The sequence below is a fragment of the Maridesulfovibrio pacificus (SeqCode) genome (genome assembly GCF_048612815.1).
Lineage (GTDB): Bacteria > Desulfobacterota > Desulfovibrionia > Desulfovibrionales > Desulfovibrionaceae > Maridesulfovibrio > Maridesulfovibrio pacificus.
This window is the reverse complement of record NZ_JBLZNE010000001.1, coordinates 2,754,950-2,780,000: the sequence shown is the minus strand read 5'-3', so window position 1 is coordinate 2,780,000 and position 25,051 is coordinate 2,754,950. Positions and strand designations below refer to the sequence as shown.

Here is a 25,051-nt window from a genome sequence, read left to right as displayed (position 1 = left end):
AAAAGAACCCCTGTTAGGGGAGTGAAATAGAACCTGAAACCAGTTGCCTACAAGCTGTGGGAGCAGACTTGATCTGTGACCACTTGCCTTTTGCATAATGGGCCAGTGAGTTAATCTGTAATGCAAGGTTAAGCAGTGATGTGTAGCCGTAGCGAAAGCGAGTCTGAATAGGGCGACAAGTATTGCGGATTAGACCCGAAACCAGGTGATCTATCCATGGGCAGGCTGAAGCTTGAGTAAAATCAAGTGGAGGGCCGAACCGTTGTAAGTTGAAAATTACTCGGATGACCTGTGGATAGGGGTGAAAGGCCAATCAAACTTGGTGATAGCTGGTTCTCTCCGAAATATATTGAGGTATAGCCTCAGGAGTTTTCTTGCGGAGGTAGAGCACTGACAAGGCTAGGGGTCCCACCAGATTACCAAACCTTATCAAACTCCGAATGCCGTAAGATATATCCTGGGAGTCAGACTGCGGGTGCGAAGGTCCGTAGTCGAAAGGGAAACAGCCCAGACCGTCAGCTAAGGTCCCCAAATCCATGCTCAGTGGAAAAGGTGGTGGAGTTGTATAGACAGCCAGGAGGTTGGCTTAGAAGCAGCCATCCTTTAAAGAAAGCGTAATAGCTCACTGGTCTAACGATTCTGCGCCGAAAATGTAACGGGGCTAAGCATGGTACCGAAGCTACGGGATGCGTCTTTGACGCATCGGTAGGAGAGCGTTCTCAGATGGGATGAAGGTGAATCGGAAGGTTCGCTGGACTAATGAGAAGTGATTATGCTGGCATGAGTAACGATAAAACAAGTGAGAAACTTGTTCGCCGTAAGACTAAGGTTTCCTGGGTAAAGCTAATCTTCCCAGGGTTAGTCGGTCCCTAAGGCGAGGCCGAAAGGCGTAGTCGATGGAAAACGGGTTAATATTCCCGTACCAGCAAATGTGTGCGATGGAGGGACGCAGTAGGATAGCTCAGCCGGCTGTTGGATATGCCGGTGTAAGTGCGTAGGCTTGAGAAATAGGCAAATCCGTTTCTCTTTAAGGCCGAGACACGATGCCGTAACTTTACGTTTGAAGTGAGTAATTCCAGACTGCCTAGAAAATCTTCTAAGTTTAGCATTTGTTGACCGTACCGCAAACCAACACAGGTAGTCGGGTCGAGTAGACCAAGGCGCTTGAGAGAACTCTGGTTAAGGAACTCGGCAAAATGATCCCGTAAGTTAGCGAGAAGGGATGCTCCAGATGGTGACTTGATTCACTTAATGAGCTGTTTGGAGCCGCAGAGAATCGGGGGGGGCGACTGTTTACTAAAAACATAGGTCTATGCTAAGTCGTAAGACGATGTATATGGACTGACGCCTGCCCGGTGCTGGAAGGTTAAAAGGAGGTGTTAGACTTCGGTCGAAGCTCCGAATTGAAGCCCCAGTAAACGGCGGCCGTAACTATAACGGTCCTAAGGTAGCGAAATTCCTTGTCGGGTAAGTTCCGACCTGCACGAATGGCGTAACGATCTCCCCACTGTCTCAACCAGAGACTCAGTGAAATTGAATTACCGGTGAAAATGCCGGTTACCCGCGGTAAGACGGAAAGACCCTGTGCACCTTTACTATAGCTTGACATTGGGTTTAGGGCTATCATGTGTAGGATAGGTGGGAGGCTTTGAAGCCGGCACGCCAGTGTCGGTGGAGCCAACCTTGAAATACCACCCTTGATAGTCTTGAATTCTAATCCAACGCCGTTATCCGGCTTGGAGACAGTGTCTGGTGGGTAGTTTGACTGGGGCGGTCGCCTCCCAAAAAGTAACGGAGGCTTGCAAAGGTTCCCTCAGGCTGATTGGAAACCAGCCGTCGAGTGCAAAGGCATAAGGGAGCTTGACTGTAAGACAGACATGTCGAGCAGGAACGAAAGTTGGTCTTAGTGATCCGGTGGTTCCGCATGGAAGGGCCATCGCTCATAGGATAAAAGGTACGCCGGGGATAACAGGCTGATCGCGCCCAAGAGTTCACATCGACGGCGCGGTTTGGCACCTCGATGTCGGCTCATCACATCCTGGGGCTGAAGCAGGTCCCAAGGGTTCGGCTGTTCGCCGATTAAAGTGGTACGCGAGCTGGGTTTAAAACGTCGTGAGACAGTTTGGTCCCTATCTACCGTGGGCGTAGGATAATTGAAGAGGGTCTGCCCCTAGTACGAGAGGACCGGGGTGGACGAACCTATGGTGTTCCTGTTGTCACGCCAGTGGCATTGCAGGGTAGCTAAGTTCGGAAGGGATAACCGCTGAAAGCATCTAAGCGGGAAGCCTGCCTCAAGATTAGTTATCCCTATGCTTTAGCATCTAAAGATTCCAGGTAGACCACCTGGTTGATAGGCTGGAGGTGTAAGTGCAGTGATGCATTCAGCTGACCAGTACTAATAAATCGTGCGACTTATTTTTCTTCTCTTCCCTTAACTTTAATCCTAAACGATTGAAGCTAATGGAACTCTAATTCTTCTCTATTAAACCATATATTTTTGCTCAAAAAGCAAGCTAAATTTGCTTGCGGCCATTGAGGAGAGGTCACACCCGACCCCATTCCGAACTCGGAAGTTAAGCTCTCCTTCGCCGATGATACTGCTAGGTAGCTAGTGGGAAAGTAGGTCGCCGCAAGCTTTTTTATTTTCAAAGCCCCCTTGTTAATTCAAGGGGGCTTTACTTGTTGGGGCGGATTTGTTTTTGATGCTCAGGGCCTTGGGTGGATGGGAATGGCAATACTCAGCGGTTCGCCGAGCACTTTCAGCAAGCCCAAAAGGGGGCTCTCTGAAATCCTGAGAGGAATATTCCGTTTGTTGTATTGCTTATTGGGAGCCAGTACTCTTGCCTGTTGTCGTTTTGAAGGGTATCAATTCTGCTGAAAATAACATTTCAGGAGAATATAATGCATATCGAAGATTATGAATCCTATGAAAACATCGCATTCGAAAATATTGATCTAGAAGATCAGACTTTGCTGGAAGTTAATTTTTACAGATGTACTTTCGAAGCTTCTTCTCTTCAGTATGCCGAGTTTATAGATTGTGAATTTCAAGAATGCCGTTTCGTAGGCTGTAATATGTCTGTTGCAGTCTTTTCAAATTCAAAGGTTATCGATACTGAATTCCGTGATTCAAAGTTGCTGGGCATAAACTGGGGAAATCTTGGCCCAGTAATAGTGGCCCGTTACTCCAATTGCCTTATGGATAGATGTGCCTTCAGCAGTCAAAACTTGCTCAAGGTTAAATTCAGTTCCTGTTCATTGAGAGAAGCTTCATTTTCTGATTGTAAGTTGGCGCGAGTAAAATTTGATGATTGTGATTTTGCAGGCTGCCAGTTTCATCAGGCTGATTTGAGTAGTGCTGATTTCACCTCGTCCAGAAATTACTTTATGAATGCTGAGACGAACAAACTTAAAAAAACTAAATTTTCATTACCCGAAGCTGTTTCATTGCTGGCCAACCTGGATATTGAGCTGAAAGAGTAGACTTATTTTCCAATAGCTCTTCCCCAGCGTGTTCGCAGCATCTCACAAATCTCTTCTTGTGTATTAGCTGTCATTAATTCCATATCAAGTGGAATGCGGTTATCGAGAGCAGCTAGCTGTTTTATATAATTGTCGACCCTCCGGGATGAGAATTTATATACCTTGCTTTCGAAGAAAATTTTCTCTGCACTGTGAAGTTGCAGATACATAGTTGGTGCAAGTCTGGGCTTCATGAATGGAGAGTAGTCATCCTCATCTTCTTCAGGATCTGGAGTCGGATGCTCAATAAATATATCTTTAATATTTTCCCATGGAATATATTTGGTGATAGTTCCATTTAGTCTGATTCCGTCATCACTTGTTTCCAAAAAATATTTCTGTTCATTGAGAGTTATCATCTTCCAGAGAAACGCAATTATTCCCAGTGTCGCGAGAATTCGAGTAAGATAAATTTCACCGTTGCTTTGTGCGGGATAGGAACCGAAAATGCTGAAGAGCAAGAATCCCATGGTTCCGAAAAGACCGAAACCACACAGTGCAATACCTACTGGACGCATGTCATTTCTTAGAATAATTTCTTCTGGCAATACAGACTCCGGTGGTCATGAAAATTACATCCTGTTATTATATAAATATTTTTTATTAAAAATGTCTATACGAATTCCAGAAATCTGCTGACCGCATCATTTGCATTTAGATTCAATCTTTTACTCCTCAATTAATTTATGCTTACACTTGTCCTCTCTGCATTGATTCCCCTGTTTCTAATGGTCATAGCCGGTGCTGTTTCGTTCCGGCGTGAAATACTGCCCGAAAATTCTGCAACAGTTCTGAACGGGTTTGTTTATTATTTTACCTTGCCTGCCTTGCTGTTCAGTTCGCTGGCTACAACTCCGTTTGAGGAAATTGCGCAGGTTCGTTTCATAGGCGGTTATCTTTCAGCAATGATCGGCGCTTACTGGCTTATGTTTCTGGCTTCGAAGCTTATATTCAAGGACCATTTCACAGAAGACGGAATCCGGGCCAGCTCAGGTAGTTTTCCCAATTCAGCTTACCTTGGCCTACCGATCATGATGTATCTTTACGATGGTAGCAGGCAGGCCTTGATAGCCACTACGCTGGCCATCATCCTGCCAATTGTCATTGTCATAATGGTCGTGGCTACCTTTGAACTGCACCGGGCGGATAAAACCAAGGCTACTTCGGGTATAATCGGGCAGATAGCTCTGTCCATGCTCAAGACTCCCTTGATTGGAGCTTCTTTTGCCGGAGCAGCATTCTCTTTTTTACACTTGGAGCTACCGGGATTTCTGGCTGACGGATTGCATAATTTCGGCATGGCTTCTGTTCCTTGTGCCTTGTTTGCAATCGGAATTCTCATTGTCCGCCAGAAGATGGAAATGAAATGGTTCAATATCGGGTTGGTGAATTTTTTTAAATTAATCTTGCATCCGTTTCTCGCTGCCGGATGTCTATTTCTTTTCGGAGTGCGAGGACAGGAATTGCTTATGGGCGTGTTGTTGTCGGGAATGCCGACTGCGGCGTTGTGTTGTGTTCTTGCTGAATCATATAACACTTGCGAAACTGAAACTTCAGCCACCGTGCTGGTTTCTATGATTTTATACATCCCGACCATGTTCCTGACTCTTGTAGTGGCCGAAGCTTGTGGTATACCCTTGATTCGTGGTTAGGGTTTCTTTTTCTAGAAATAGAAAGGCCGGGGTGATTTCACTCCGGCCTTATTTTTTATTGGGCTGCTTTCTGCAGGGCGATGGTTCTTAACTGCTGCATTTTGGCTTTATCTTGCAGCAGAGCTTTCATTTCCGGATTATTGGATATGATGAATGATATTAGCGAGCTGGTCAGTTTTTGGTCAAATTTGGCTTTGCTTTCGGTGAGGATAATCGCTGCGAGAATGGGATTGAGCCCGGGTCTGTGGTAGCGATCAGCAATCATACCGCAAAAGGCATCTGAGATTGCGCAGACTTTTGCTTCCAAAGTAATTGCATCTCCCCGCCTTCCTTTGGGATAGCCGCTGCCGTCCAACCGCTCATGGTGATTAAATACACAGGATTTGATGATTTCATCCCTGATTTCAAGGCGGTTAAGCATTTTTTCTGCAATATCAACATGCTCCTGCATGCGCATTCTTTCTTTATAAAGCAGTTTTGAGTTTTTTCCAGTTACTGCCGACGGAATCTGAGTCATGCCCAGATCGTGGAGGACCAGTCCCAATGCCAAGGGTTTGAGGTCCATTTTTTCGCCGGGTTTGTAGAGAACTTTTAAATAAATGGAAGTGCCGACAAAAAGAGTGTTTACCACATGGCAACACAGGTCTTTTTCCCGCTTAAGGGTGTTGAAAAAGTATGTCCATCTGTTGGGATCAACCCACACGTATTCACAGAAAATAGCTAGAACAGTGCCAAGTTCGGCTAGAGTTTCGCCTATAGGATTGGAGTAAAAAGAACGTACTTTTTCCAGAACACCTTCATAGAAAATTTCAGCAGCTGCAGCTTCATCCAGAAAATGTTCAGTTAGTAATGCACCGAGGTTCTGACTGATGTGACCGGCAAGTGAAGCATAGTCTTCTTTAGAGATGAACAGATTCCCGTCACTACAGTAGTTGTTAACCAGTTCCTGTTTCTTGCTGGAAAGTCTTGTCTCCTTTGCAAAAAGAGGGACGACACGTTGAAATTCGTCATCGTGAATACATAGAGATACAGGGAGTTTGCTGCCGAATGTATTTAAAATATTAAAACTGATTTGCAAGAACTCCTCAGTTCCGGCATTCTGGCTTTCCGCATCATTGTTCATGTTACTGATTCCTTTCAGTAGAGAGCACTTTCCAAATGCTAAAAATTAAACGATATTGAAGATTATTATAGTGGGGTTAAAAAGTAAATACCCGTCTTAATATATTGTTAATCTTTCGTTAGTTTTTATAGGTTTTTATCGAAAGGTGCATGATGCAGTGCTTAGCCAGGTACTATTAAGAGTAATTTAAGAGCAAGATTGAAGGTAATTTATGGCTGACAAAATACCAGACAAATTCATGAGTGTTTCAAAAAAAGTACTTGAAGAAGATCCGGATTTGAAACGTAAGCTCGAAAAAGTCATGGGGCGTGTTGCGGATACAATTGTGAAAGCAAAGTATGTTCAAGATGATTCCCCGACATCACCGGAAAGCAAAGAGAGTAAGGATTAGGCTCTTGGTTCTTAGAAAAGATTGTCGCTTTTACCGTAAGATTTCATCTCACCACGGTATGCTGAGAGGATGTCTTCTTTGCTGATAAAGCCGCTAAAGCTGCCGTTTTTCATTACCGGAAGGGTGCGCTTGCCACTGCGGTTCATTATTTCAAGAATTTCTGCCGCTCCCATACCCTGTTCTATGATGGGAGCATTTCTGTCTATGGCTACCTCACCGATATTACTTTGTTGCTGATCGGGGTCCAGAATTGATGATCGCGCTGAAACAACGTCCACCATGCCGATGAATTCCTGAGTTTCGCTATTTATAATGGGGATGTGGGTTTGACTGGTGCTGGTTAATACTTTCAGGAATTCGCTCACCGTCATTTGCGGGCAGGCATAGGTCAGTTTATCGTGAACGAGCTGATCGGTATCTATATCCGCCAATATTTTTTCATCCGTTTTAGGGCGCAGAAGTTGTCCTTTCTCCACCAGATCCCGAAAATAAAAAGACGATGGTTCAAAAGAGTGAGTGAGCATGGATGAAAGGAAAGTGACGATCATGATGTGCATCACCGCCTGATATCCGTGGGTGATTTCCAGCACCAGAAAAACACTGGTCAGGGGAGCCTGCATCACTCCGCTGACGACTCCGGCCATACCCAGCAGGGCGTATGATCCTTCGCCGGTTAGTATGTTCTGGGGAATTATCTGGGAGATTACCCGGTAATAGAATGCGCCGAAGAGAGATCCAATTACAAGGCAGGGCGCAAATATTCCCCCTAATCCTCCACTCCCCAGAGTCAGTGATGTCGTGACTATCCTGAGCATTCCCATAAAAGCGATAAGCGCTATGCCGTCAGGCAGGGTCCCGTGAATGGCCATTTTGATGGAGGTGTATCCTTCGCCGAGTGCCAGCGGAAAGAATATACCGATTATCCCCACGGCCAGACCGCCGCAGGCAGCTTTGATCCACGGTTTATTGGTCAAAGAGGAACAGGCGGAACCTACCTGCCGGATCAAGCGGACAAAGAGCACTGAAACCAGTGCGGTCAGTACCGCCAGCAGGATGGAAGTTCCCAGATCGGTAATTCCCATGGGCGGGAATTGATCATTGAAAGGGATAACGTTGCCTTCAAGCAGTCTTGATGTCTGAGTGGCGACAACTGAGGATATTGCAATGGGAATTAGATGGTAGGGAGTCCATTCTCCGAGGATGATTTCTACGGCGAAGATCATCCCGGTGACGGGGGCATTGAAGATTGCTGAAATGGACCCTGCTGCACCGCATCCGATGAGGGTCATGCGCGATTGTCCACTCATTTTAAATATCCGGGACAGGTTCGAACCCATGGCGGAACCACTGACTACGACCGGTGCTTCCGGTCCTGCTGAGCCGCCGCTGGCAATGGTCAGTAAGCTGGTCAAAAGCGAGCTGATGATTGATATGGGGCGAAGGATGCCCTGTTTTAAGCCCACTTTTGCGATGACTTCTCCTACACCGTGCCCGCCTGATTCCTTGAATATATTTTTACTCAGGATAACAGCAAGAGTAGCGCCCACTGCGGGCAGCATGAACATCCACCAGTGCTGGGAATTGGTCATGCGCAGCGTGCTGAGATAATCAAGTGCCCTGTTCAAAACCACGGCAGCCAATGCAGAGCAACACCCTATTACGGTTGCGGCAAAAATGAGTTTTGCATTGCGCGAAGGGGCCCGTTTATGCAGGAAGTGTTTCAGTTCCGCCGGGCTGATGTTGTTACCTGATTTGATCATGGCTGCCTGATTCCTTTTGGGACTTAATAGAGTAGTCCTACCACAGCTCCGGTCATGCAGGTAGCCAAAGTTCCTCCTATTACTGATTTTGTACCCAGGGCTACTATCTCGTCTTTACGTGATGGGGAGATAGATACAAGCCCGCCGATAAGAATTCCGAGGCTGCCGAGGTTAGCAAATCCGCACATGGCATAGGTCATGATAATGGTTGAACGCGGGGACAGGGTCCCGGCTGGAAGTCCGGCAAGTTGCAGGTAGGCGAGGAACTCGTTGAGGATGGTTTTGGTCCCCATGAGCGAGGAGGCAGTGTAAGCTTCGTTTGCCGGGATACCCATCAGCCAGACCACAGGCCACATGATGATACCGAGGATGCGTTGCAGGGTCAGCGGTTCGTTTTGAAAGTCAGGCAGAAAGGCTAGAATCTGATTGGTCAGCGCAACCAGAGCAACGAGCACGAGAAGCATAGCCACAACATTGATAAGCAGGGATACTCCGTCGGAAGTGCCTTTGACTACTGCATCCATGGAGCTGGAAGCAGTACTTTTTATTTTAAGGCCGTCTTCGCCCTGATGGTCTTTTTGCTCAGGGACCATTATCCGGGAAATGAGGATAGCCGCCGGGGCACTGATAATAGAGGCGGTCAGGATATGTCCTATGGCACCGGGAAGGACCGGATTCAAAATAGAGGCGTAAAGAACAAGCACTGTGCCGGATATTGTTGCCATACCGCTGATCATGAGGGTCATGAGTTCGCTGCGGCTCATCTTGTTGATATATGGGGCGATGATGATCGGTGCTTCGACCATGCCTACAAAAATATTGGAAGCAACACCAAGTCCCAATGCTCCACCTATGTCCATTGTTTTTTGCAGTGCTATGGAAAATCCCTTTACCACTACCGGAATGATCCTCCAGTAGAAGAGCAGGGCGGAAAGTGCGCTGACCACGAGAATCAGCGGCAGGGCCCGGAAAGCAAGAGTCCAGCTTGCTCCCGGAGATGTTTCAGCAAAGGGAAGCTGCCCTCCGCCAAGGTAACCGAAGATAAAGCTTGTTCCGGCTTGTGTAGCCTGCTGCAAAGCATCTACAGCATGGTTCAAATACATGATCAGGTCACTGAAAAAAGGTACTTTCAACATGAGCGTCGCTACAGTAAATTGAAGAGCAATCCCGATAATAATGTTTTTCAGACGGAGTTCCTTTTTGTTTTCACTGAACAGCCATGCGATAAATACCAAACCGAACAGTCCTACCACGCTTTGAATCATTTTTTATTATCCTTTGTAAGCAGAGTATTTGAAATATTAATGTGGATTACATTATCCTAGGCCGGGCTGCAATGGTGATGGATTTTGTCACTGGATTTTAATCATGTCTCTTGAACCTTTCTGTTTTTGAAGTTAGTATCTTTCAAATTGTGTTCTAAGTAGGAAAAGACCGTGAACTGAAGGTGATCCTGCTCTTGGAGAAAACTTCTGATGTAGGGAATGTCTATATGAATGTTGAACTTGCTAAGCCGTTTATCAAGGCTGCAGTGGATGTGCTGTCAATGATGGCGATGATCACTCCGAAGCCGGGAAAGCCTTATGTAAAAAAGACCAAGACCGCTGTAGGTGATGTTACGGGGTTGGTTGGTATTGCCGGTGATATGAATGGTACAATATCAATATCTTTCTCAAAGAATTGTGCGGTAACCATTGTTAAGAATATGCTTGGCGACGATGTTCAGGATATCGTTCAGGATGTTCAGGATGCTGTTGGTGAGATTACCAATATGGTGTCCGGTCAGGCCAGGGCTGGACTTGCTGAACAGGGCCTCAGTTTTTCCGGGGCCACACCTTCGGTAATTATGGGAGATAACCATACCATTACCCACATTGCCAATACTCCCATTATGGCTATCCCCTTCACTACCGATGCCGGGGAATTTACCATTGAATTCTGTTTTGAATAAAAACAAAGTTCCACTGTAAAAAAGAGAGATTACAATATGTCTATGTTAATCGGTTTCAGAGAAAAATCTTTCTTGGATAAGATCAGCATTCTCAATGAAGTTGCCACTTCAAAAGATCCGGTGGAGCTGGAAGCTCTGCTGGATCTTTTTCAGAATCCGCTTGAAGATACTTCTGTTGACTATATGGTTGTAACCGCCTTGAATGGTGTTCTTTCCGCAGATGAGCAAAAAACGGTTGAACTCCTGGGCAAGGAAGAAGGCAAGTTGCGTATCCTGTGCATCAGGGTTTCCGGAGAATTCCAGTTCAAGAGTGCTGTTCCTGTTCTTATGCAGCTGGCCGAAGAGACTGCTGATCCAGACTTTTTGTTTGAGGTCCTGACCTCGCTTTCAAAGATTGGTGGTCCTGAGTCTCTTGAGCTTTTCCGTTCCAATATCAATAACGACGATGACCTGATCGTGGTTATGTCCATAGAGATGCTTGCTGAACTCAAGGATGATCAGTCCATCCCCGCACTCAAGGGATTTGTTGAGCGCAACAATGAGGACGATCGCTACGAAGTCTGTGACCTGACTACATGGAAGGCAGTTGAATGCCTAGCCGCCATAGGTACGGACGAAGCCCTTGATTTTATCGTCTCCAACCTGCACCACCGTAATCCCACCGTACGACGTGTAGTGACCGATTCCCTGACTGTTATGGGCAGGAGGGCGGTACCGTATCTGAATAAGATTATCAGCCCGGATACTGCCAAAGATGACATGATCCTCGCTGCCAACGTGCTTGGTTTCATCGGGGATAAGGAAGCTCTTGACGGGCTGATGGATGCCATTGAGAAGCAGTACTCCACCGACTCAAGTGTGAAGTACGCCATTTATGAAGCCATTGGCAGAATCGGTACCATGAAGGGTGTGATCAGCCTTATCGACGGTCTCGAAGATGACGACGAACTCATTACCGTGGCGGTTATGACCGGCCTTGACGGACTGGTTAATCCCGGTGTGACCAAAAAGCTGGTGGAGATCGTAGGTCAGGGCGGCAGCAAGGCCGGAAAGATTCTGCGAGCCATTGTTACCGCTAAAGCAGTGAATGTATTTCAGGCTCTGTATGCTGAAGGCAAGATAGGCCGTTTTCTGATGAATGCTGTGGCAGCTTCCAAGGATGCTGAAGTTCATGAAGCTTTCCGGGCCAAGCTGTCCGAGATAGGCGGTGCAGAAGCAGAAGCGGATATGGCTAGGTTACCCGAAGCTGTTGTTGCCGGCGGCAAGAGGGCTCTGGCTGTGGATGACTCCAAATCCATGCTTGCGCTTTATCGAAGCATTCTTACCAGTGGCGGGTATGAGCCCACTGTGGCTGAAAACGGTCAGGATGCATACTCACACATTGAACTCAGTGAAGAGTTTGATGTGATTATCACTGATATGAACATGCCGGTTATGGATGGAATGGAATTTGTCTCTAAGCTCCGTCAGACCAACGGTTATGCAGATATCCCAGTAATCATGGTTACTACCGAATCTGAGTATTCCCAGCAGGAACTGGCCCGAAAGACCGGGGTGAACGATTTTATTACCAAACCGTTCACTGCTGATCAGCTCAAAGCCAAGATTGCTGAATACGTTTCTTAAAAAAATAGATCACAGCAAAGGGGGAACTGTTACGGTTCTCCCTTTTTTTATTGATTTTGTATTTTGCGGATTGCTTCAACCACCATTTTGCCTACCTGTCTGCTGTAAAGCATGGCTACGTGTCCCATTGCGTGGGTGCGTTTGATATCCCATTCTTCTGAGGTCGGTTCAAGGTTGGCCCACGGCTGAACCATTTCATCGGTGGGAGAGATGATAGCTGTTTTGGATATATTCCGGGGATAGCCGATTTTGTTCTTTCCTTTAAAGAGACTGCTTTTCGGGTGCAGACTGCGTCCCAGCCTTCCTAGTGCAATGCTTGCCAGACTGCTGCCGCGGTAGGGGGTTCCAAGGGTGATGATTCCTGCGCACATCTTTTCAATCTCGGAGTCCTGAGCTGCTCCGCAAGAAAGCAGCCCGCCGAGACTGTGTCCGGTGAGGATGATCTTTTTGCCCGATTCCAAGTGTAATTTTGAAATTATATCCCGTAGTTCCAGCACGAGTTCCGGATAGGATGTAGTAAAGCTGTTGTATTGCCATGTGTGCTGGTTGGAGAATCCGGCAAAATTCAAACGGTAACGCATTACCAGCCATGCAACCTTGTTATGGTACAGCCCGTGGGTCATAAGAATGGGCGTTTCATCCCCGTTTTTTCTAATCAGCGGCAGATTGCTGAGAAAGGTGAGGGGGCGGGTGCAGATGGCTATGATCAAGCTTATACCTGCTGAAACAGTTGCCCGGGCAATATCCTTGATCATCTGTCCTGTGCCCCTATTGCGCATTTCCGTTCTGTTGCAAAGGGCGGCAAAAATGATAAGCGGCAGTGGCAGCAGGATCAGCAGGGCGGTGAAAAATAAAATTATCATCATGGTCGATGTGGGGTTGCGGTTAACATATTCTGTTTTCAATTGACGCAAAATGTTTCCGCCTGCAACATAATTATCAATCTTTACTGTTAAAAATGGAGATCTGGAGTGAAGAATACTGTTTTAAGTCTGGATATCGGCAGCGGAACTCAGGATGTCCTTTATTACATTAAAGGTGTGGAGATTGAAAACTGTTTCAAGTTCGTACTGCCTTCCCCGGCCCGGGTGGTGGGGGAACGGATTAAGGAATTGACCGGACAGGGACGCGATATTTATCTTTCGGGCCGGAATATGGGAGGCGGTTTCGGAAGGTCCGTCTATCCTCATATGGAGGCCGGGTATAAAGTCTATGCGCATCCCCGGGCGGCTCTGGCCCTTGGTGATGATCTTTCCCGGTTGGAGAGTAACGGGATCATTCTTGCCGATGAAAGACCGGAAGGATGTGCGGAAGTTCCTCTTGCTGACTTTGATGCTGCATGGTGGAAGAATTTTTTTAAGGCAGCAGGTCTGGAGTATCCTGATTATGTAACTGCATCGGTACAGGATCACGGTTACCATCCCGGTAAAAGCAACCGTATAGGCCGTTTTAATCTTTGGAAGCATTTGCTGCTGGAGAATGATGGGCGCCCGGATAGTCTGGTTTTTGAAACCGTGCCTGAGGAATTTACACGTATGGCTGAATTGCAGGATAGCATCGGTGGCGGGGCTGTCAGTGATACCGGTGCTGCGGCGGTGCTCGGAGCCCTTTTTGTTGATGAAATAATGGAACACAGCCACAGTCAGGGTGTCTGTCTGATTAATGTAGGCAACAGCCATACTGTTTCATTTCTGCTCTATAAGGGAGCTGTTTACGGTGTTTATGAACATCATACCGGAAACATGACTCCGGAAAAATTATGGGATGATTCCCAGCGGTTCCGGCAGGGTAATATCAGTTTTCAGGATGTGTTTGATGACTGGGGGCATGGTTGCTTGACCCTTGAATTACCTGAAGAAGCGCAGGGATTTGCTCCCACTTACGTGCTTGGCCCCCGGCGTGCCCTTTTGAACGGTTATCCTGTTGAGTTCCCGTCTCCCGGTGGGGATATGATGCTGGCCGGATGTTTTGGTTTGATTAAGGGATTGGTCATGAAGGGGATATTGTAGTTAATAAAGTTACTTCTAGTCTTGCTCTGTACTGGTAATGACGATAATGGTGTATGAGATAGATTCACTACTTATGATGATCCGGTTCATCTAGATTCATAAACGGAAACAACAGATTCGGAATTATGCTGCGCACATTATTATTTGCCACATTGCTGTTCCTGCCCGGATGTACGGATATTTTTGCCGAAAGATGGCTGTCCGCTACTCTTACCGAGCTTGGGGCCGGTAATCTTGATAGGATTCTTATCCTTGGTGCGGCCATCATTATTACAGTTCTGCTTGTTTTTATCGGCTTTCTGTACCTGAACATAGACAAGAGAAAGAAGGTTGAGATCGAACTGCAGCGTGAGCGTGATCTCATGGGCAGTATTATGGAAACCAGTCCTATGGGCATTCTGGTCATGGACAATGACGGTAAGATTATTTTTGCCAATGATCAGGCAGCGCGGGTGCACGGTGTGGCCCGGGAAGAGATTATCGGCAAACAGCATAATGATCCCATCTGGAAAATTACTGCCCATGACGGATCTCCCTTTCCCGAGGAAAGGCTGGCCTTCAGTCGGGTAATGAAAATCCGCAACGCCGTTCTCGATATCCGCCACGCCATTCACTGGCTGGACGGCCGCAAGGTCCTCCTTTCCATCAACGCTTCGCCGATTATTTCAGACGACGGCAGCATCAAGAAGGTTGTCGCTTCTGTTGAGGATATTACCACCAGAAAGAAGGTGGAAGAAGCTCTCAAGGAAAGTGCATACCGTTTTCGCTCATTGGTCAAGACCGCTGAAAGCGTGATCATACTACTTTCTCCTGACAAGAAGATTCTTGAGTTCAACCGCATGGCTGAGCAACTTTTCGGTAGAACCCGTCATGAGGTTCTTGGGCGTGATTATTACGAACTTTTTGTCCCCGAAAGGCTCTGGCCGGATCATAACCGCCAGTTTGCCACGGTCCTTTCCGGTAATCCCCTGCGTTTGCTGGAAAGCTATGTGGTCGCCAGAGGCGGCGAGGAGCGGATGATCCAATGGTCCCTTTCACGGTTGCTGGATGCCAAGGGCGGTGCTCTGGGCGTGCTTGCGGTAGGTCAGGATATTACCGAGCGCAAGCGCAGTGAGGTGGAGCTTTGTGAGGCCCGCGACGCAGCTGAAGAAGCCAGCCGTGCCAAGAGTGAATTTCTCGCCAACATGAGCCATGAAATCCGTACCCCGATCAGCGCAATTATCGGTATGAGCGAGATGACCCTGAATACTAATCTTACCGGAGAACAGCAGGGCTATCTTGTGACAGTAAAAAAAGCTGCGGAGTCTTTGTTACATATCATTAATGATATTCTCGATATCTCCAAAATCGAAGCACGTAAGATGGAACTTCGGCCTGAAGATTTCAATCTTTATGACATGCTGGAAAAGCAGCTTTCCGTGCTTAAGGTGCAGGCTGAGGAAAAAGGTATCGAATTGCAGGCAAATGTCAGCGATGATGTCTCCCGCTGCTACCACGGTGATGAGTATCGCTTGGGGCAGATTATAATCAATCTTGTCGGTAATGCCATCAAGTTTACTGAAAAAGGATATGTGGAAATTTCAGTGAACCATGTGGGAAGCTTTGAAGAGGGAGCGGTTCTTGAATTTCGGGTCAAGGATACCGGAATAGGTATTTCTGAAGATAAATGCGAGAAATTATTTGAAAGTTTTGTTCAGCTTAATGCCGGATATTCAAAGCGTCATCCCGGAAGTGGATTGGGACTGGCAATTTCCCGTCAGTTGGTGGAAATGATGGGCGGGCATATAACCTTCAGTAGCAGGGAGGGCTGGGGGTCGGAGTTTAAATTTACTGTCAGGCTCAAGGCCAGTGTTGGTGAATGTATCGAAACAGATGCAACATTCCTTGATGATAGCAAGAATGATAAGGGATTGGCCGCACGAATTCTGCTGGCCGAAGATAATGCTACCAACCAGCTTTACATTGCCCATTTTCTGACCGACCAAGGCTTTGAAGTGGAAACCGCTGAAAACGGCCTTGAAGCCCTGGACCTGCTGGATAATAGCGGTCCTTTTGATGTGATTCTTATGGATGTGCAGATGCCTGAAATGGATGGACTTGAGGCGACCAAGAAAATCAGGGAACAAGGGAACGAGATTCCAATTATCGCCCTGACTGCCTATGCCATGGAAGGAGACCGGGAAAAATTTCTCAGTAATGGCATGGATGCCTATTCATCAAAACCGGTCAACATCGATGAATTGGTTCAGATCATCGGCAAGCTGGTTCCACGTAAGAAGTAATGAAAAAACCGCCATACTCCTCAGGAATATGGCGGTTTTTTTATTATTGTTCAGTCGTTTTATCTTCAATATTGCCTACAAGGTCCTTGTGCAGAATCCCGGCGATCTGTTCCTTGAAGTCCATAAGTTCTTTTTTGTTGATCCCGGCAATGATGTCTTCTGCGGTTTCGACTTCATCAAAGCCTTTATTCAAAGAGCAGATGAGGTGGATACCTATCTTTCTGCCTTCAAGATCAACGGTGCCGAGAATATTTGATTTTTTTATTTTTTTTCTGACCGCCTGTGGAAGCTGGGGGATAGCGAGGAGCATTTCACGGGGGTAGAACAGGTATCCGAAGGAGAAGTTCTCGGCTGTGAAAGCGTCATTCTGGAATCCGCCGTTGAGGTCCAGATCGCTGCCCTTGGCTGATTCGAGCATCTGCATAATGTCGGAGGCGATAGTTTCAGCGTAACCTTTGTCCATGTTGTTTCTCCCTGAAATATTATGTAGCTTTTAGGCTGTTCATTTGTGACGAAGATAGCCCTGCAGTAGTTGCAGAGCAAAAAAAGAATCAATCATTTGCAGCATGCAGATGTCAAGTTGATACGGAGGCTTCAATAGATGAAATCTTTCAGGAAGGAATTGTGGTTTGAGGTTCCGGGCAGGAGGGCGTTTATCAACATCACGCCGGAAGTGGAGAAATGTCTCGCTGAATCAGGGATAAAGGAAGGGTTATGTCTGGTCAACGCCATGCATATTACAGCCAGTGTGTTCATCAACGATGATGAGTCAGGGTTGCATCATGATTATGAGGTCTGGCTTGAAAAGCTGGCTCCCCATGAACCGGTCAGCCAATACCGTCATAACGGCTATGAAGACAATGCCGATGCGCACATGAAGCGACAGGTCATGGGCCGTGAAGTAGTGGTCGCTATTACCGAAGGGCAGCTCGATTTCGGAACTTGGGAACAGATTTTTTACGGGGAATTTGACGGCGGACGGCGTAAACGAGTTTTGGTAAAGATTATAGGTGAGTAATAAATAAATCCGGGGAAGCCCCGGATTTATTTTTGCGTGCCAAAGGAAGTTTTACCCCACGGCTTGAACACCGAGACCCAGACCAGAAAAAGCAGACAGCCGAATACAGCGAATGCTGATATTTCATTCAGTAATTGGCTGCGCAGGTATTCCGGCGTTTGCAGGGCCAGTGCTCCGGTATTGCCGGAAAGTTCGCTCATGCGATCCAGCCAGGGCATGAAACAGGTGAATCCGAAGATGATCAAGCTGATATTGATGACCCATTTAGTGATAATCCACTTGAATCTGAAAAATCCCCAGGAACTTTTCCACGCAAATATGAATCCGGTAAGCAGGCAGCCCAGTGCTCCTGCTGTGACTACGTATTGATCCACCAGTTTCAAGCATATATCCCGCCCGTAAAGGGCTTCACCTGAAGATGGAACAAACAGGCAGTGCAACAGGACCAGTGAAAGTGCGCCCCCGCCCCAGAGACAGGCACTAAGCATATGCAGGGCGCGAATCCATTTTGTCTGTTTGACGGTAAGTTTTTCCATTTATTTTGTTCTGTTGTGAATATTCAATATTGTTTGCAGTAAAGTATCTCTCTTTATGGGCTTGGACAGGAATTCGTCTGCCCCGGCGGAGATGCATTTATCCCGATATTCAGCCGAAACGTGTGCGGTCAGCGCTATTACTCCGGTTGCCGGAAGGTTGTTTTCTTTTTCATAGTTCCTGAATTTAACTAGAAATTCAGGGCCATCCATGATCGGCATTTCCATATCCAGCAGGATTATATCAAAATGATCATTGGTTGCCAGCTTAAGGCCCTGCGCTCCGTCTGCCGCCATGGCCAGAGTTATGTCAGTGTCCTTTAGAAAATGGCGGATCAGGTCCCGGTTGGGAATATTGTCTTCAGTAAGCAAGATCTTTATAGGCGGCAGCTCTCGGAATTTTGGAGTAGCGGTGGTTTTTTCATGCTCACTGGAAAGTTCCAGCAGTTCCATCATGTTATGCAGAAGCTGTCTGCGTGAAGTGGGAAGCGGTTGACCGCGTCCTTCTATGCCTTGTTGAAGTTGTTTTTTGTCAAAACATGCTCCCTGCTGGAGCATCAGTACCGGTGGAAGTTTTATTCCCCCTTCCTGCAATGAACGGAGTAAGTTCAGTCCTCCGGCGTCTTTTAAGGAAAGGTCATAAACCAGTAGTTTGTATTTGTCGTCCTGCGGGGATGAAAGCAGGATTTTAAGGCTTTCTATCGTAGAGCAGGGGGTTGCGGTCCCATTAAAATAATTAATGGTTTCACAGACTGATGCAAGGGTTTCAGAGTTGCGGATCGCAACCAGAATTTCCGAATACCCAAGGTGCGGTTCCGCAGCAGAGATGGCCTGCGGTGCTCTGGGCAGGGGCAGGGTGACCATGAAGGTACTGCCTTTTCCGGGAGTACTGCTGGCGGTAATCGTTCCCCCCATCAGTTCGGCCAGTTTTCGGCTGATGGAAAGTCCGAGACCGGACCCTCCGTACTTGCGGGTGGTTGAGGAATCTGCCTGTGAAAAAGGCTCAAAAATGGAGTCGAGTTTTTCCGGGGCAATCCCGATTCCGGTATCAGAAATCGTGAAAGTGATATTGTCCGTGGAACTGCTTTCCGGGGACCGGGAAACAACAATGGAAACTTCGCCGCTGCTGGTAAATTTAACTGCATTGGCAAGGATATTGAGCAATATTTGACGGATCCTGGTGGAATCACCAAGGACGATTTCCGGTACGTCCGGCTTGTAGCGCATGACCAGTTCCACATGGCGTGAAGAGGCTGCAGTGGCCTGAAGTTGCATGAGAGATTCAGTCTCTTGCAGCAGGTCAACTGGGATATTTTCCAGCTTAACGTGATTTGCTTCAATTTTGGAAAAATCAAGAATATCATTGATGATTGTGAGAAGAATTTCCCCTGATGATTCGAATATATTAACGTATTCGCCCTGTTCGTCAGAAAGGTCGGTATTCTTGAGCAGATCGGCAACCCCCAGAATGGAGTTAAGAGGAGTGCGTATCTCATGACTCATGCTGGCAAGGAAAGCGCTCTTGGCTTCGTTTGCCTCTTCTGTTCTCAGGATAGCCTGCTCGAGTCTTTTCTCTGTCTTTTTGTGCTCCTCAATTTCCTGATTGAGATCAGCCGTTCTGTTCTCAACTTCTTTAGCCAGAGTCTCTTTCTGCTTTTCCACGGACCGGGTGCGTATGTGTACAAACAGGAAAAACATGATAATGGCCAAAATTCCCAAAATACCTTTAAACCAGAAGGTTTTCCAGAACGGGGGAATAATGGTCAGCTTTAAGCTGGCTCCATCCTCATTCCATATTCCGTCACTGTTTGAACCCCGGATTCTGAATACATAGTTACCCTGGTCGAAGTTGGTGAATGTGGCCGTGGCGTCTGGGGAATCTATCCATTCATCATTGAAGCCTTCGAGCTTATACTGGTACTTGTTCAGTTTTGGGTTTTGATAATCGAGGGCTGCGAAATGAAAGCTGAACATTGCGTCTTTCCATGTCATGGTTACCTGACTGGATTCAGTAATGTTATTTTTCAGATTTGCCGGTGCTCCCATGATTGTCAGTTCGGTGATGACCAGAGGAGGGGGAGTCCGGTTAATTTTTATGTTGCGGGTGAAGACTGGTGATATAAATTAAGGGGAATGATGAGATAATTCGGGATTAACCGGGAAGACACGGGAAGACCTGGGAAAGTTTTTTGAAATAGTGTTTCACTATATGAAACAGTTCAAAGACTCTTTTCCAGGTCTTTTTTGTGCTCTCCGGGGCTTGCCTGAATCACCATGACGGCCCCTAAAAAAAATACCAGCTTTCCTTCTTCCAGAATCGCCGGTTACTATTTTTTGTTAGATGGAAGATCTGCCAGTGTTTTGTGCGTCAACCCTTCGCGTGCTGCGCCAACACCAACAATACTTCCAGACTTTACTTTCTTATCTGTGTATCTGACATCGAGCTGTATTGTGAGATTCAACGGAACCTGCTTGCTCTCAATCCTTTCTTCAATAGATTTCAAAAATGCCTGCCTGGCTTCATCGCTCAGGTGCTCCAAGAATGCCTTGATATGAAAATCGCCCTGAGAAAGCTCAAGAACAGGGGTGGGCTTGGTAAGGTCTATCTTTGTCAGTTGATAGACACCATCGCAGGGAGATGTGATTTCCAAAGTCTTTACAGGCTTGAGTCTTACAAATTTCTTGGCCTCAGTAGCTGGCAATTCAACCCCACCGGCTACCGAAATTTTATCTCCTTCCTTCAAGGAAGAAGCCAATTTTCTGAACGGTGCTTCATATTTTACAGGGTCAAATCCCTGCTTCATGGCCACTTCCTTCATGGACTGAATCGCAACAACCGAGACTTCATTAGCGCGTGCGTTATCCTGCGAGGTTTGGTATCTGTCCCACGCTTGGTACCCTCCCATAGTAATAATGAGGGTGATAAGAACGGCTGCCGTCTTGGCGTTCATGTTTGGAAGGGCCTCCTTGATCACTGATAGAAAGTCAGGATCTAATATACCACTACCTTGACGAATGGCAACCTTGATCAATGGAGCCTCTGAACCCAGAATGTGCGGATATTGCTTACAAAAGTCTCTTAGCTCCCGTTGCATGTCCAAAACAAATTGAGCACTTCTGATGTCAATCCGTTTGTCCCACGTCACACCCTGCATACGGATCGGGATAGTGGCACACCCCTGCATTAGTTCCACATCGTCAACTGTTGCGCGGCCTTCGGACACTTCCCACATGAATGTAAGCAACTGGTCTAAATTCTGAATCTGGGCCATTCTAGCTCCTTTTTAGAAATCTCATATACAAATCAATACAACTCTAACCCAATTCTCTTACCTAAAAATTCCCCAATCTATATTCCCAACCGCAGCTACCCGGCTCCAGTTCACCGCTCTATGCCTGACCCCTGCTATACTCTTCAGCCATGTCTTCCCACCAGTCTCTGGGTTCAGCATATTTATCCCTGTACACATCGCTATACATGGCACCCTGATCCTGCACATACTCTGTATCAGGGAGAGGGCCATTCTCTAATAGTCACTCTTGGCGTTCCTCATACTTATCTTTATTCCGGGCATCTTCGGGCAAGAGACAGCATGCGCCACTCAAATCAACCCTTTTAGGCTGTCTGGTGGGTTCGGGCACGGAGTTATGAATGATTCGATCATCATGATCCATGTACCCGTCTTCAAGCATATTTATCTGGATTATATAGTCTTCGTTCTCTTCACGCAGCTTTCGGTTCTCTGCTGACAACGTCCGGTTTTCTTTTCCCTGCGCTATGATTTCTTTGGTCTGCTCTCGTAATTCTTTTACCAGTTGATGATTTTCGGCCCTTTCTTCTGAGAGCTGTTTTTCCATCTTCTCACAATTGGCGCAAATACCCATTTCTGAACTGCCGATGTTCAATTCTGATGCAGACTCGCCAAACAACAGCCAATTAACATCTGTTCCATAATTGGTTGCTATGCTTATTATGAACCCTGCTGTCGGTTCAGTTTCATTTTTTTCGTAACGAATTAGGGTGTTTCTGCTAACGCCCAATGCTTTGGCAAATTCTGCCTGACTTATATTGCCACGAACAAATGAAATCCTTTCACCTAATCTTTCAAACTCCATAACTATCCCACTGCACCAAATTTGGGTTGACGTTGCTCCAAATATGGTGCATAACTAGTTCACACAAACACACAACACATTCAAACCAGTTCACACAAACACGGCTAAAAAAAAGGAGTTACCGAATGGTTAGAACCTCCAAAGAAGTAAAGGACGAATTCCGCAAAAAAGGCATCTCCATTTCCGGGTGGGCCGTAGCCAACGGCTATCCCCCGAATCTTGTTTATGAGGTGATCAACGAAAGGCGGAACCCCACAAGGGGAATGACCCACCAGATCGCAGTCAGGCTTGGCCTTAAAGATGGTGAGATCGTCCAAGACCTCGCAACCGCCATCAATGCCTAATCTATAGCAGCCAGCAGCAACCACCGCAATGTCTAAAAGAAATCGCAAATCAGACAACCGCATGGTGCAATTAACCCTGCCTTTGTCCAGCCTCCCATCGCAAAGCCTTGAAAGTGGCTCACTGCGCAGGTTTGAGGCTGTCAAAGAGGCTTTGGGCCATGCGCTGAAAGAGTGTGGGCTTTCGCGTGACGTGGTTGCGGAAGAGCTTTCAAGGCTCACAGGGCATCAGGTTTCCATCCACCAGCTCAACAACTGGGCTGCGCCGGGGAAAGAGGACCGTCCGATTCCGCTGCACTTCGTGGCTGCGCTCACAGAGATAACGGAAGACTACAGCCTGATCAAGGCTGCGCTGGAAGGAACAGGTTGCAAGCTGCTTGGCCCAGAAGAAGTTGCCTACTTCGAGCTTGGGATCATGGCGGCTGAAGATAAACGGCGAACTAAGAGGAAGAAGGAATTATGGGACAAGATCGGAAAATGATTTTGAGGTTGGGTGGCCGTCAGAGCGGCAGGAACCACGAATTCGAGTGCAGAATCAGGGGCGATCTTTTTGAAATGGTGGCCGACATTCAGAAGGAATTTGAATGGCTTTTTCGGTCCATTCAGAAAGAACAGGACGATTGTTCCCAAGCTGTACTTGGAACTGCAAACGCGAATCCCGTAAGCGTTCATGATTGCGTGTCATTTCTCAAAGCAGTGAAAGTTTCCGCAGGCAAGCTCGCATATATCCATAGGGTTTTTGAGCACCATTTAGATAGACGTTTGGATGCGTTCTGCAAGGAATTAGATCGGGTCGAAGAGATCGAAAAGATGATCGCCAAGAAACCGAACTGGCCTGACCACTCAGACAGGGAAATCGAACTGGTACGCCGCGATGAAGCCTCTTTTAATGAAATGTTCAATGGGAGTTGGAAATGTCTAAAGTAACCGCCGCCCACCGCACACTGAATGTCCTTGTAGCTCTCAAGGGGCATTCCCTGAATGGGCTGTCTAATTCAGAGCTGGCCCAGGGGCTGAACGAAACACCCGTCAACATCACCCGCGCCCTGGCTGTTTTGCAGGATGTAGGGCTGGTCACCAAACTGGAAACCGGGCGCTTTGTCCTTTCCATCACCATGCTCCAGATCGCACAGGCACACGCCAACGAAGTGGACCGGGCGCAGAACCGGATCATGGAGCTTAACCAGAGAGTTGCTGCCGGAGCAGCAGCATACAACTAACGAGGTGAATCATGAGTGATCTCAAATTGGTAATCGCCCTTAAGGACGGAACTGAAATTTACAACTCCGACTTCGTTATGGAGCTGAATAAAGAGCATACACCTGCGGTCGCATTAGATCTTTTTGCGTCCATGCAGCTCCTTCTGCTGGAAGCTTCCGGCGAAGTAACCCAGATCATGCAGGATGTAGTTGATGAAGTTTTGGAGAACAGCGAAGAGGTCGAAGCTTTTATTGGATGGATTAAGGAAGGCAAGCCTTCCGCTTCCGGTCTTATTCAGTGCGGCAGCAATCTAGGTGAAGCAGCCATCACAACAGTAAATATTCAGGAGTAACCCATGAAATACCCATGCACATCATGTGAATACCACAAGGGCAAAAACAATCCTACCAAGGGAATCACCATCCCTGGCGTAACCGGCAAATGCACCAGAACTGACGGTCTGTGCGAGAAGTATGCGAAGGCCAATAAAGTCATCAACGCCCCTGCTGATCCTGACATTGTTGATCTGGCAGACACTACCGAAGCCATGGAAGCACCTCTGGTGCCGGAGATCAGTGAAGAGCGCGGAATGGAACTTAAGCAGACTCAGAATACAGATGCACTGGTTGCGCAGGCCATTGACAATGTTGAAGAGGTTTTCAAGGACCTCGGACGACTTGAAGCAACAACATTTTTTGCGACCGTCGCAGATTCTATGACTATCCAAATTTTTCAAAAAGTAAAAAAATCAAAGGCTTATAAAAATCTACATTTCTGCGACGAAAACGGAAACCTGCGACCGTTTCAGAATATCGAAGAATTTTGCAAAGAAAAATTGGGCAAGTCCTATCGCCGTATGCAGGAACTTTCAAAGAACTTCAATAGCCTCGGTCCTGAACTCTATGAAAGTGCTGAAAGAATCGGCTTCCGTAACAAAGACTACCGCGCTTTAAATGCTCTGCCTGAAGGAGAACAGGCAGTAGTCAAAGAAGCCATTGCTGCTGAGAACAAAGAAGAAGTCTTGGACATCCTTCAAGACATGACTGAACGGCATGTGCAGGAGCGTGAAGAAGCCAAGAAGGAATCAAACGAACTCAAAGCCGATCTTGAAGCCCGTGACAAGCTGCTCAAGGACAAATCCACCCGCCTTGAAAAGGCAGAAACTGAGCTGTTCAAGCTCAAGAGCCTGCCCCCGGATGCTGATCTGGAACTCAAACTGGCCCGTGAAGAAAAGGCTGTGGAACGGCTGCACAAAGAACACGTTGCCATTCTGGCTGCAATCAAGCCCTTCATGCAGGTTGTCTCCGAAGTTCTTGGTGACGGCGATATTTCCGCGCACACCAAAGAACACGCTGTTTTTGAGACCCGGCAGGTCTGCGGAGCCATTAACCAGTTCCTGATGGACTGCTCCATACCTGTTGACTTTGCAGAAATGGTCTACCCGGAATGGATGCGCGGAAATGCGCAGGCCGATCTGGAAGCCGGAAACACCGAAGAACCAAACGACGCACACGGGAGCTGGTAGGC

At 47.1% G+C, this 25,051-nt stretch carries 24 protein-coding genes and 2 rRNA genes (1 of these 26 only partly in view); 16 read left to right on the top strand and 10 right to left on the bottom strand.

The window, feature by feature from the left end:
* From ACNI23_RS12925 to ACNI23_RS12915, 3 genes are all read left to right on the top strand, one after another.
* Positions 1–2,420 (top strand): 23S ribosomal RNA (locus ACNI23_RS12925); it begins 516 nt to the left of the window's first position.
* A gap of 101 nt (positions 2,421–2,521) precedes the next feature.
* Positions 2,522–2,636, top strand: a 5S ribosomal RNA gene (rrf, locus tag ACNI23_RS12920).
* A 265-nt stretch (positions 2,637–2,901) separates the two neighbouring features.
* Positions 2,902–3,483, top strand: coding sequence for a pentapeptide repeat-containing protein (locus ACNI23_RS12915; RefSeq protein WP_420249238.1), 582 nt, complete (start codon positions 2,902–2,904; stop codon positions 3,481–3,483).
* A 2-nt stretch (positions 3,484–3,485) separates the two neighbouring features.
* Here the strand turns inward: ACNI23_RS12915 and ACNI23_RS12910 are convergent, their stop codons facing one another.
* The gene (locus ACNI23_RS12910) at positions 3,486–4,070 is read right to left on the bottom strand and encodes a hypothetical protein (RefSeq protein ID WP_420249236.1); all 585 of its coding nucleotides are present in this window, start codon (positions 4,068–4,070) and stop codon (positions 3,486–3,488) included.
* A gap of 138 nt (positions 4,071–4,208) precedes the next feature.
* Between ACNI23_RS12910 and ACNI23_RS12905 the strand changes: the two genes are divergently transcribed.
* Positions 4,209–5,174 (top strand): AEC family transporter, encoded by a 966-nt coding sequence (locus ACNI23_RS12905; RefSeq protein WP_420249234.1) that lies wholly within the window; start codon positions 4,209–4,211, stop codon positions 5,172–5,174.
* Positions 5,175–5,229: 55 nt separating this feature from the next.
* On the opposite strand, the gene ACNI23_RS12900 is transcribed toward ACNI23_RS12905, so the two are convergent.
* Entirely contained in the window at positions 5,230–6,297 is a 1,068-nt protein-coding gene (locus tag ACNI23_RS12900; RefSeq protein WP_420249231.1) for an HD-GYP domain-containing protein, read from the bottom strand.
* A gap of 211 nt (positions 6,298–6,508) precedes the next feature.
* Between ACNI23_RS12900 and ACNI23_RS12895 the strand changes: the two genes are divergently transcribed.
* On the top strand, positions 6,509–6,688 hold the full coding sequence (locus tag ACNI23_RS12895; protein ID WP_420249230.1) for a hypothetical protein: 180 nt from the start codon (positions 6,509–6,511) through the stop codon (positions 6,686–6,688).
* Between the two features lie 11 nt (positions 6,689–6,699).
* On the opposite strand, the gene ACNI23_RS12890 is transcribed toward ACNI23_RS12895, so the two are convergent.
* Complete coding sequence (locus tag ACNI23_RS12890) at positions 6,700–8,448, bottom strand: chloride channel protein (RefSeq protein ID WP_420249229.1); 1,749 nt, start codon at positions 8,446–8,448, stop codon at positions 6,700–6,702.
* Positions 8,449–8,471: 23 nt separating this feature from the next.
* Positions 8,472–9,713: a NupC/NupG family nucleoside CNT transporter gene (locus ACNI23_RS12885; RefSeq protein ID WP_420249227.1), complete on the bottom strand. Its 1,242-nt coding sequence runs from the start codon at positions 9,711–9,713 to the stop codon at positions 8,472–8,474.
* 227 nt (positions 9,714–9,940) lie between these two features.
* On the opposite strand from ACNI23_RS12885, the gene ACNI23_RS12880 reads away from it, so the two are divergent.
* A complete protein-coding gene (locus ACNI23_RS12880; RefSeq protein ID WP_420249226.1) occupies positions 9,941–10,399 on the top strand; it encodes a chemotaxis protein CheX in 459 nt (152 codons plus the stop codon).
* A gap of 36 nt (positions 10,400–10,435) precedes the next feature.
* Complete coding sequence (locus ACNI23_RS12875) at positions 10,436–12,025, top strand: HEAT repeat domain-containing protein (RefSeq protein ID WP_420249224.1); 1,590 nt, start codon at positions 10,436–10,438, stop codon at positions 12,023–12,025.
* A gap of 47 nt (positions 12,026–12,072) precedes the next feature.
* Here ACNI23_RS12875 and ACNI23_RS12870 read toward each other — a convergent pair whose 3' ends face one another.
* Complete coding sequence (locus ACNI23_RS12870) at positions 12,073–12,939, bottom strand: esterase/lipase family protein (protein WP_420249222.1); 867 nt, start codon at positions 12,937–12,939, stop codon at positions 12,073–12,075.
* A gap of 57 nt (positions 12,940–12,996) precedes the next feature.
* On the opposite strand from ACNI23_RS12870, the gene ACNI23_RS12865 reads away from it, so the two are divergent.
* The gene (locus tag ACNI23_RS12865) at positions 12,997–14,034 is read left to right on the top strand and encodes a DUF1786 domain-containing protein (RefSeq protein ID WP_420249220.1); all 1,038 of its coding nucleotides are present in this window, start codon (positions 12,997–12,999) and stop codon (positions 14,032–14,034) included.
* Between the two features lie 125 nt (positions 14,035–14,159).
* The gene (locus tag ACNI23_RS12860; protein WP_420249218.1) at positions 14,160–16,316 is read left to right on the top strand and encodes a PAS domain S-box protein; all 2,157 of its coding nucleotides are present in this window, start codon (positions 14,160–14,162) and stop codon (positions 16,314–16,316) included.
* A 43-nt stretch (positions 16,317–16,359) separates the two neighbouring features.
* Here the strand turns inward: ACNI23_RS12860 and ACNI23_RS12855 are convergent, their stop codons facing one another.
* Positions 16,360–16,779 carry a hypothetical protein gene (locus ACNI23_RS12855; RefSeq protein ID WP_420249216.1) on the bottom strand — a complete coding sequence of 140 codons (420 nt, stop codon included), beginning with the start codon at positions 16,777–16,779 and terminating at the stop codon, positions 16,360–16,362.
* 138 nt (positions 16,780–16,917) lie between these two features.
* Between ACNI23_RS12855 and ACNI23_RS12850 the strand changes: the two genes are divergently transcribed.
* Positions 16,918–17,334, top strand: a complete 417-nt coding sequence (locus ACNI23_RS12850; protein ID WP_420249214.1) for a secondary thiamine-phosphate synthase enzyme YjbQ — start codon at positions 16,918–16,920, stop codon at positions 17,332–17,334.
* 26 nt (positions 17,335–17,360) lie between these two features.
* Here the strand turns inward: ACNI23_RS12850 and ACNI23_RS12845 are convergent, their stop codons facing one another.
* The 4 genes from ACNI23_RS12845 to ACNI23_RS12830 form a co-directional block, all read right to left on the bottom strand.
* Complete coding sequence (locus ACNI23_RS12845; protein WP_420249213.1) at positions 17,361–17,870, bottom strand: hypothetical protein; 510 nt, start codon at positions 17,868–17,870, stop codon at positions 17,361–17,363.
* Positions 17,871–19,913 (bottom strand): ATP-binding protein, encoded by a 2,043-nt coding sequence (locus tag ACNI23_RS12840; RefSeq protein ID WP_420249211.1) that lies wholly within the window; start codon positions 19,911–19,913, stop codon positions 17,871–17,873. It lies immediately after the preceding gene.
* Between the two features lie 281 nt (positions 19,914–20,194).
* Positions 20,195–21,139 (bottom strand): single stranded DNA-binding domain-containing protein, encoded by a 945-nt coding sequence (locus ACNI23_RS12835; protein ID WP_420249210.1) that lies wholly within the window; start codon positions 21,137–21,139, stop codon positions 20,195–20,197.
* A gap of 262 nt (positions 21,140–21,401) precedes the next feature.
* Complete coding sequence (locus ACNI23_RS12830) at positions 21,402–21,983, bottom strand: helix-turn-helix domain-containing protein (protein WP_420249208.1); 582 nt, start codon at positions 21,981–21,983, stop codon at positions 21,402–21,404.
* Positions 21,984–22,108: 125 nt separating this feature from the next.
* Here ACNI23_RS12830 and ACNI23_RS12825 point away from each other — a divergent pair, with 125 nt between their 5' ends.
* Genes ACNI23_RS12825 through ACNI23_RS12800 form a run of 6 tightly spaced genes read left to right on the top strand, consistent with a single transcriptional unit; the run spans position 22,109 to position 25,049 of the window.
* Positions 22,109–22,327, top strand: coding sequence for a DNA-binding protein (locus ACNI23_RS12825; RefSeq protein ID WP_420249207.1), 219 nt, complete (start codon positions 22,109–22,111; stop codon positions 22,325–22,327).
* Positions 22,328–22,355: 28 nt separating this feature from the next.
* Complete coding sequence (locus ACNI23_RS12820) at positions 22,356–22,805, top strand: hypothetical protein (RefSeq protein WP_319778326.1); 450 nt, start codon at positions 22,356–22,358, stop codon at positions 22,803–22,805.
* On the top strand, positions 22,784–23,251 hold the full coding sequence (locus ACNI23_RS12815) for a hypothetical protein (RefSeq protein ID WP_319778325.1): 468 nt from the start codon (positions 22,784–22,786) through the stop codon (positions 23,249–23,251). The genes ACNI23_RS12820 and ACNI23_RS12815 overlap by 22 nt, the downstream gene beginning before the upstream one ends.
* Entirely contained in the window at positions 23,239–23,544 is a 306-nt protein-coding gene (locus ACNI23_RS12810) for an IclR family transcriptional regulator (protein WP_319778323.1), read from the top strand. The genes ACNI23_RS12815 and ACNI23_RS12810 overlap by 13 nt, the downstream gene beginning before the upstream one ends.
* An 11-nt stretch (positions 23,545–23,555) precedes the next feature.
* Positions 23,556–23,876: a hypothetical protein gene (locus ACNI23_RS12805; RefSeq protein WP_420249205.1), complete on the top strand. Its 321-nt coding sequence runs from the start codon at positions 23,556–23,558 to the stop codon at positions 23,874–23,876.
* A 3-nt stretch (positions 23,877–23,879) separates the two neighbouring features.
* Positions 23,880–25,049 carry a hypothetical protein gene (locus ACNI23_RS12800; protein WP_320174919.1) on the top strand — a complete coding sequence of 390 codons (1,170 nt, stop codon included), beginning with the start codon at positions 23,880–23,882 and terminating at the stop codon, positions 25,047–25,049.
* The last annotated feature ends 2 nt before the right edge of the window (positions 25,050–25,051 follow it).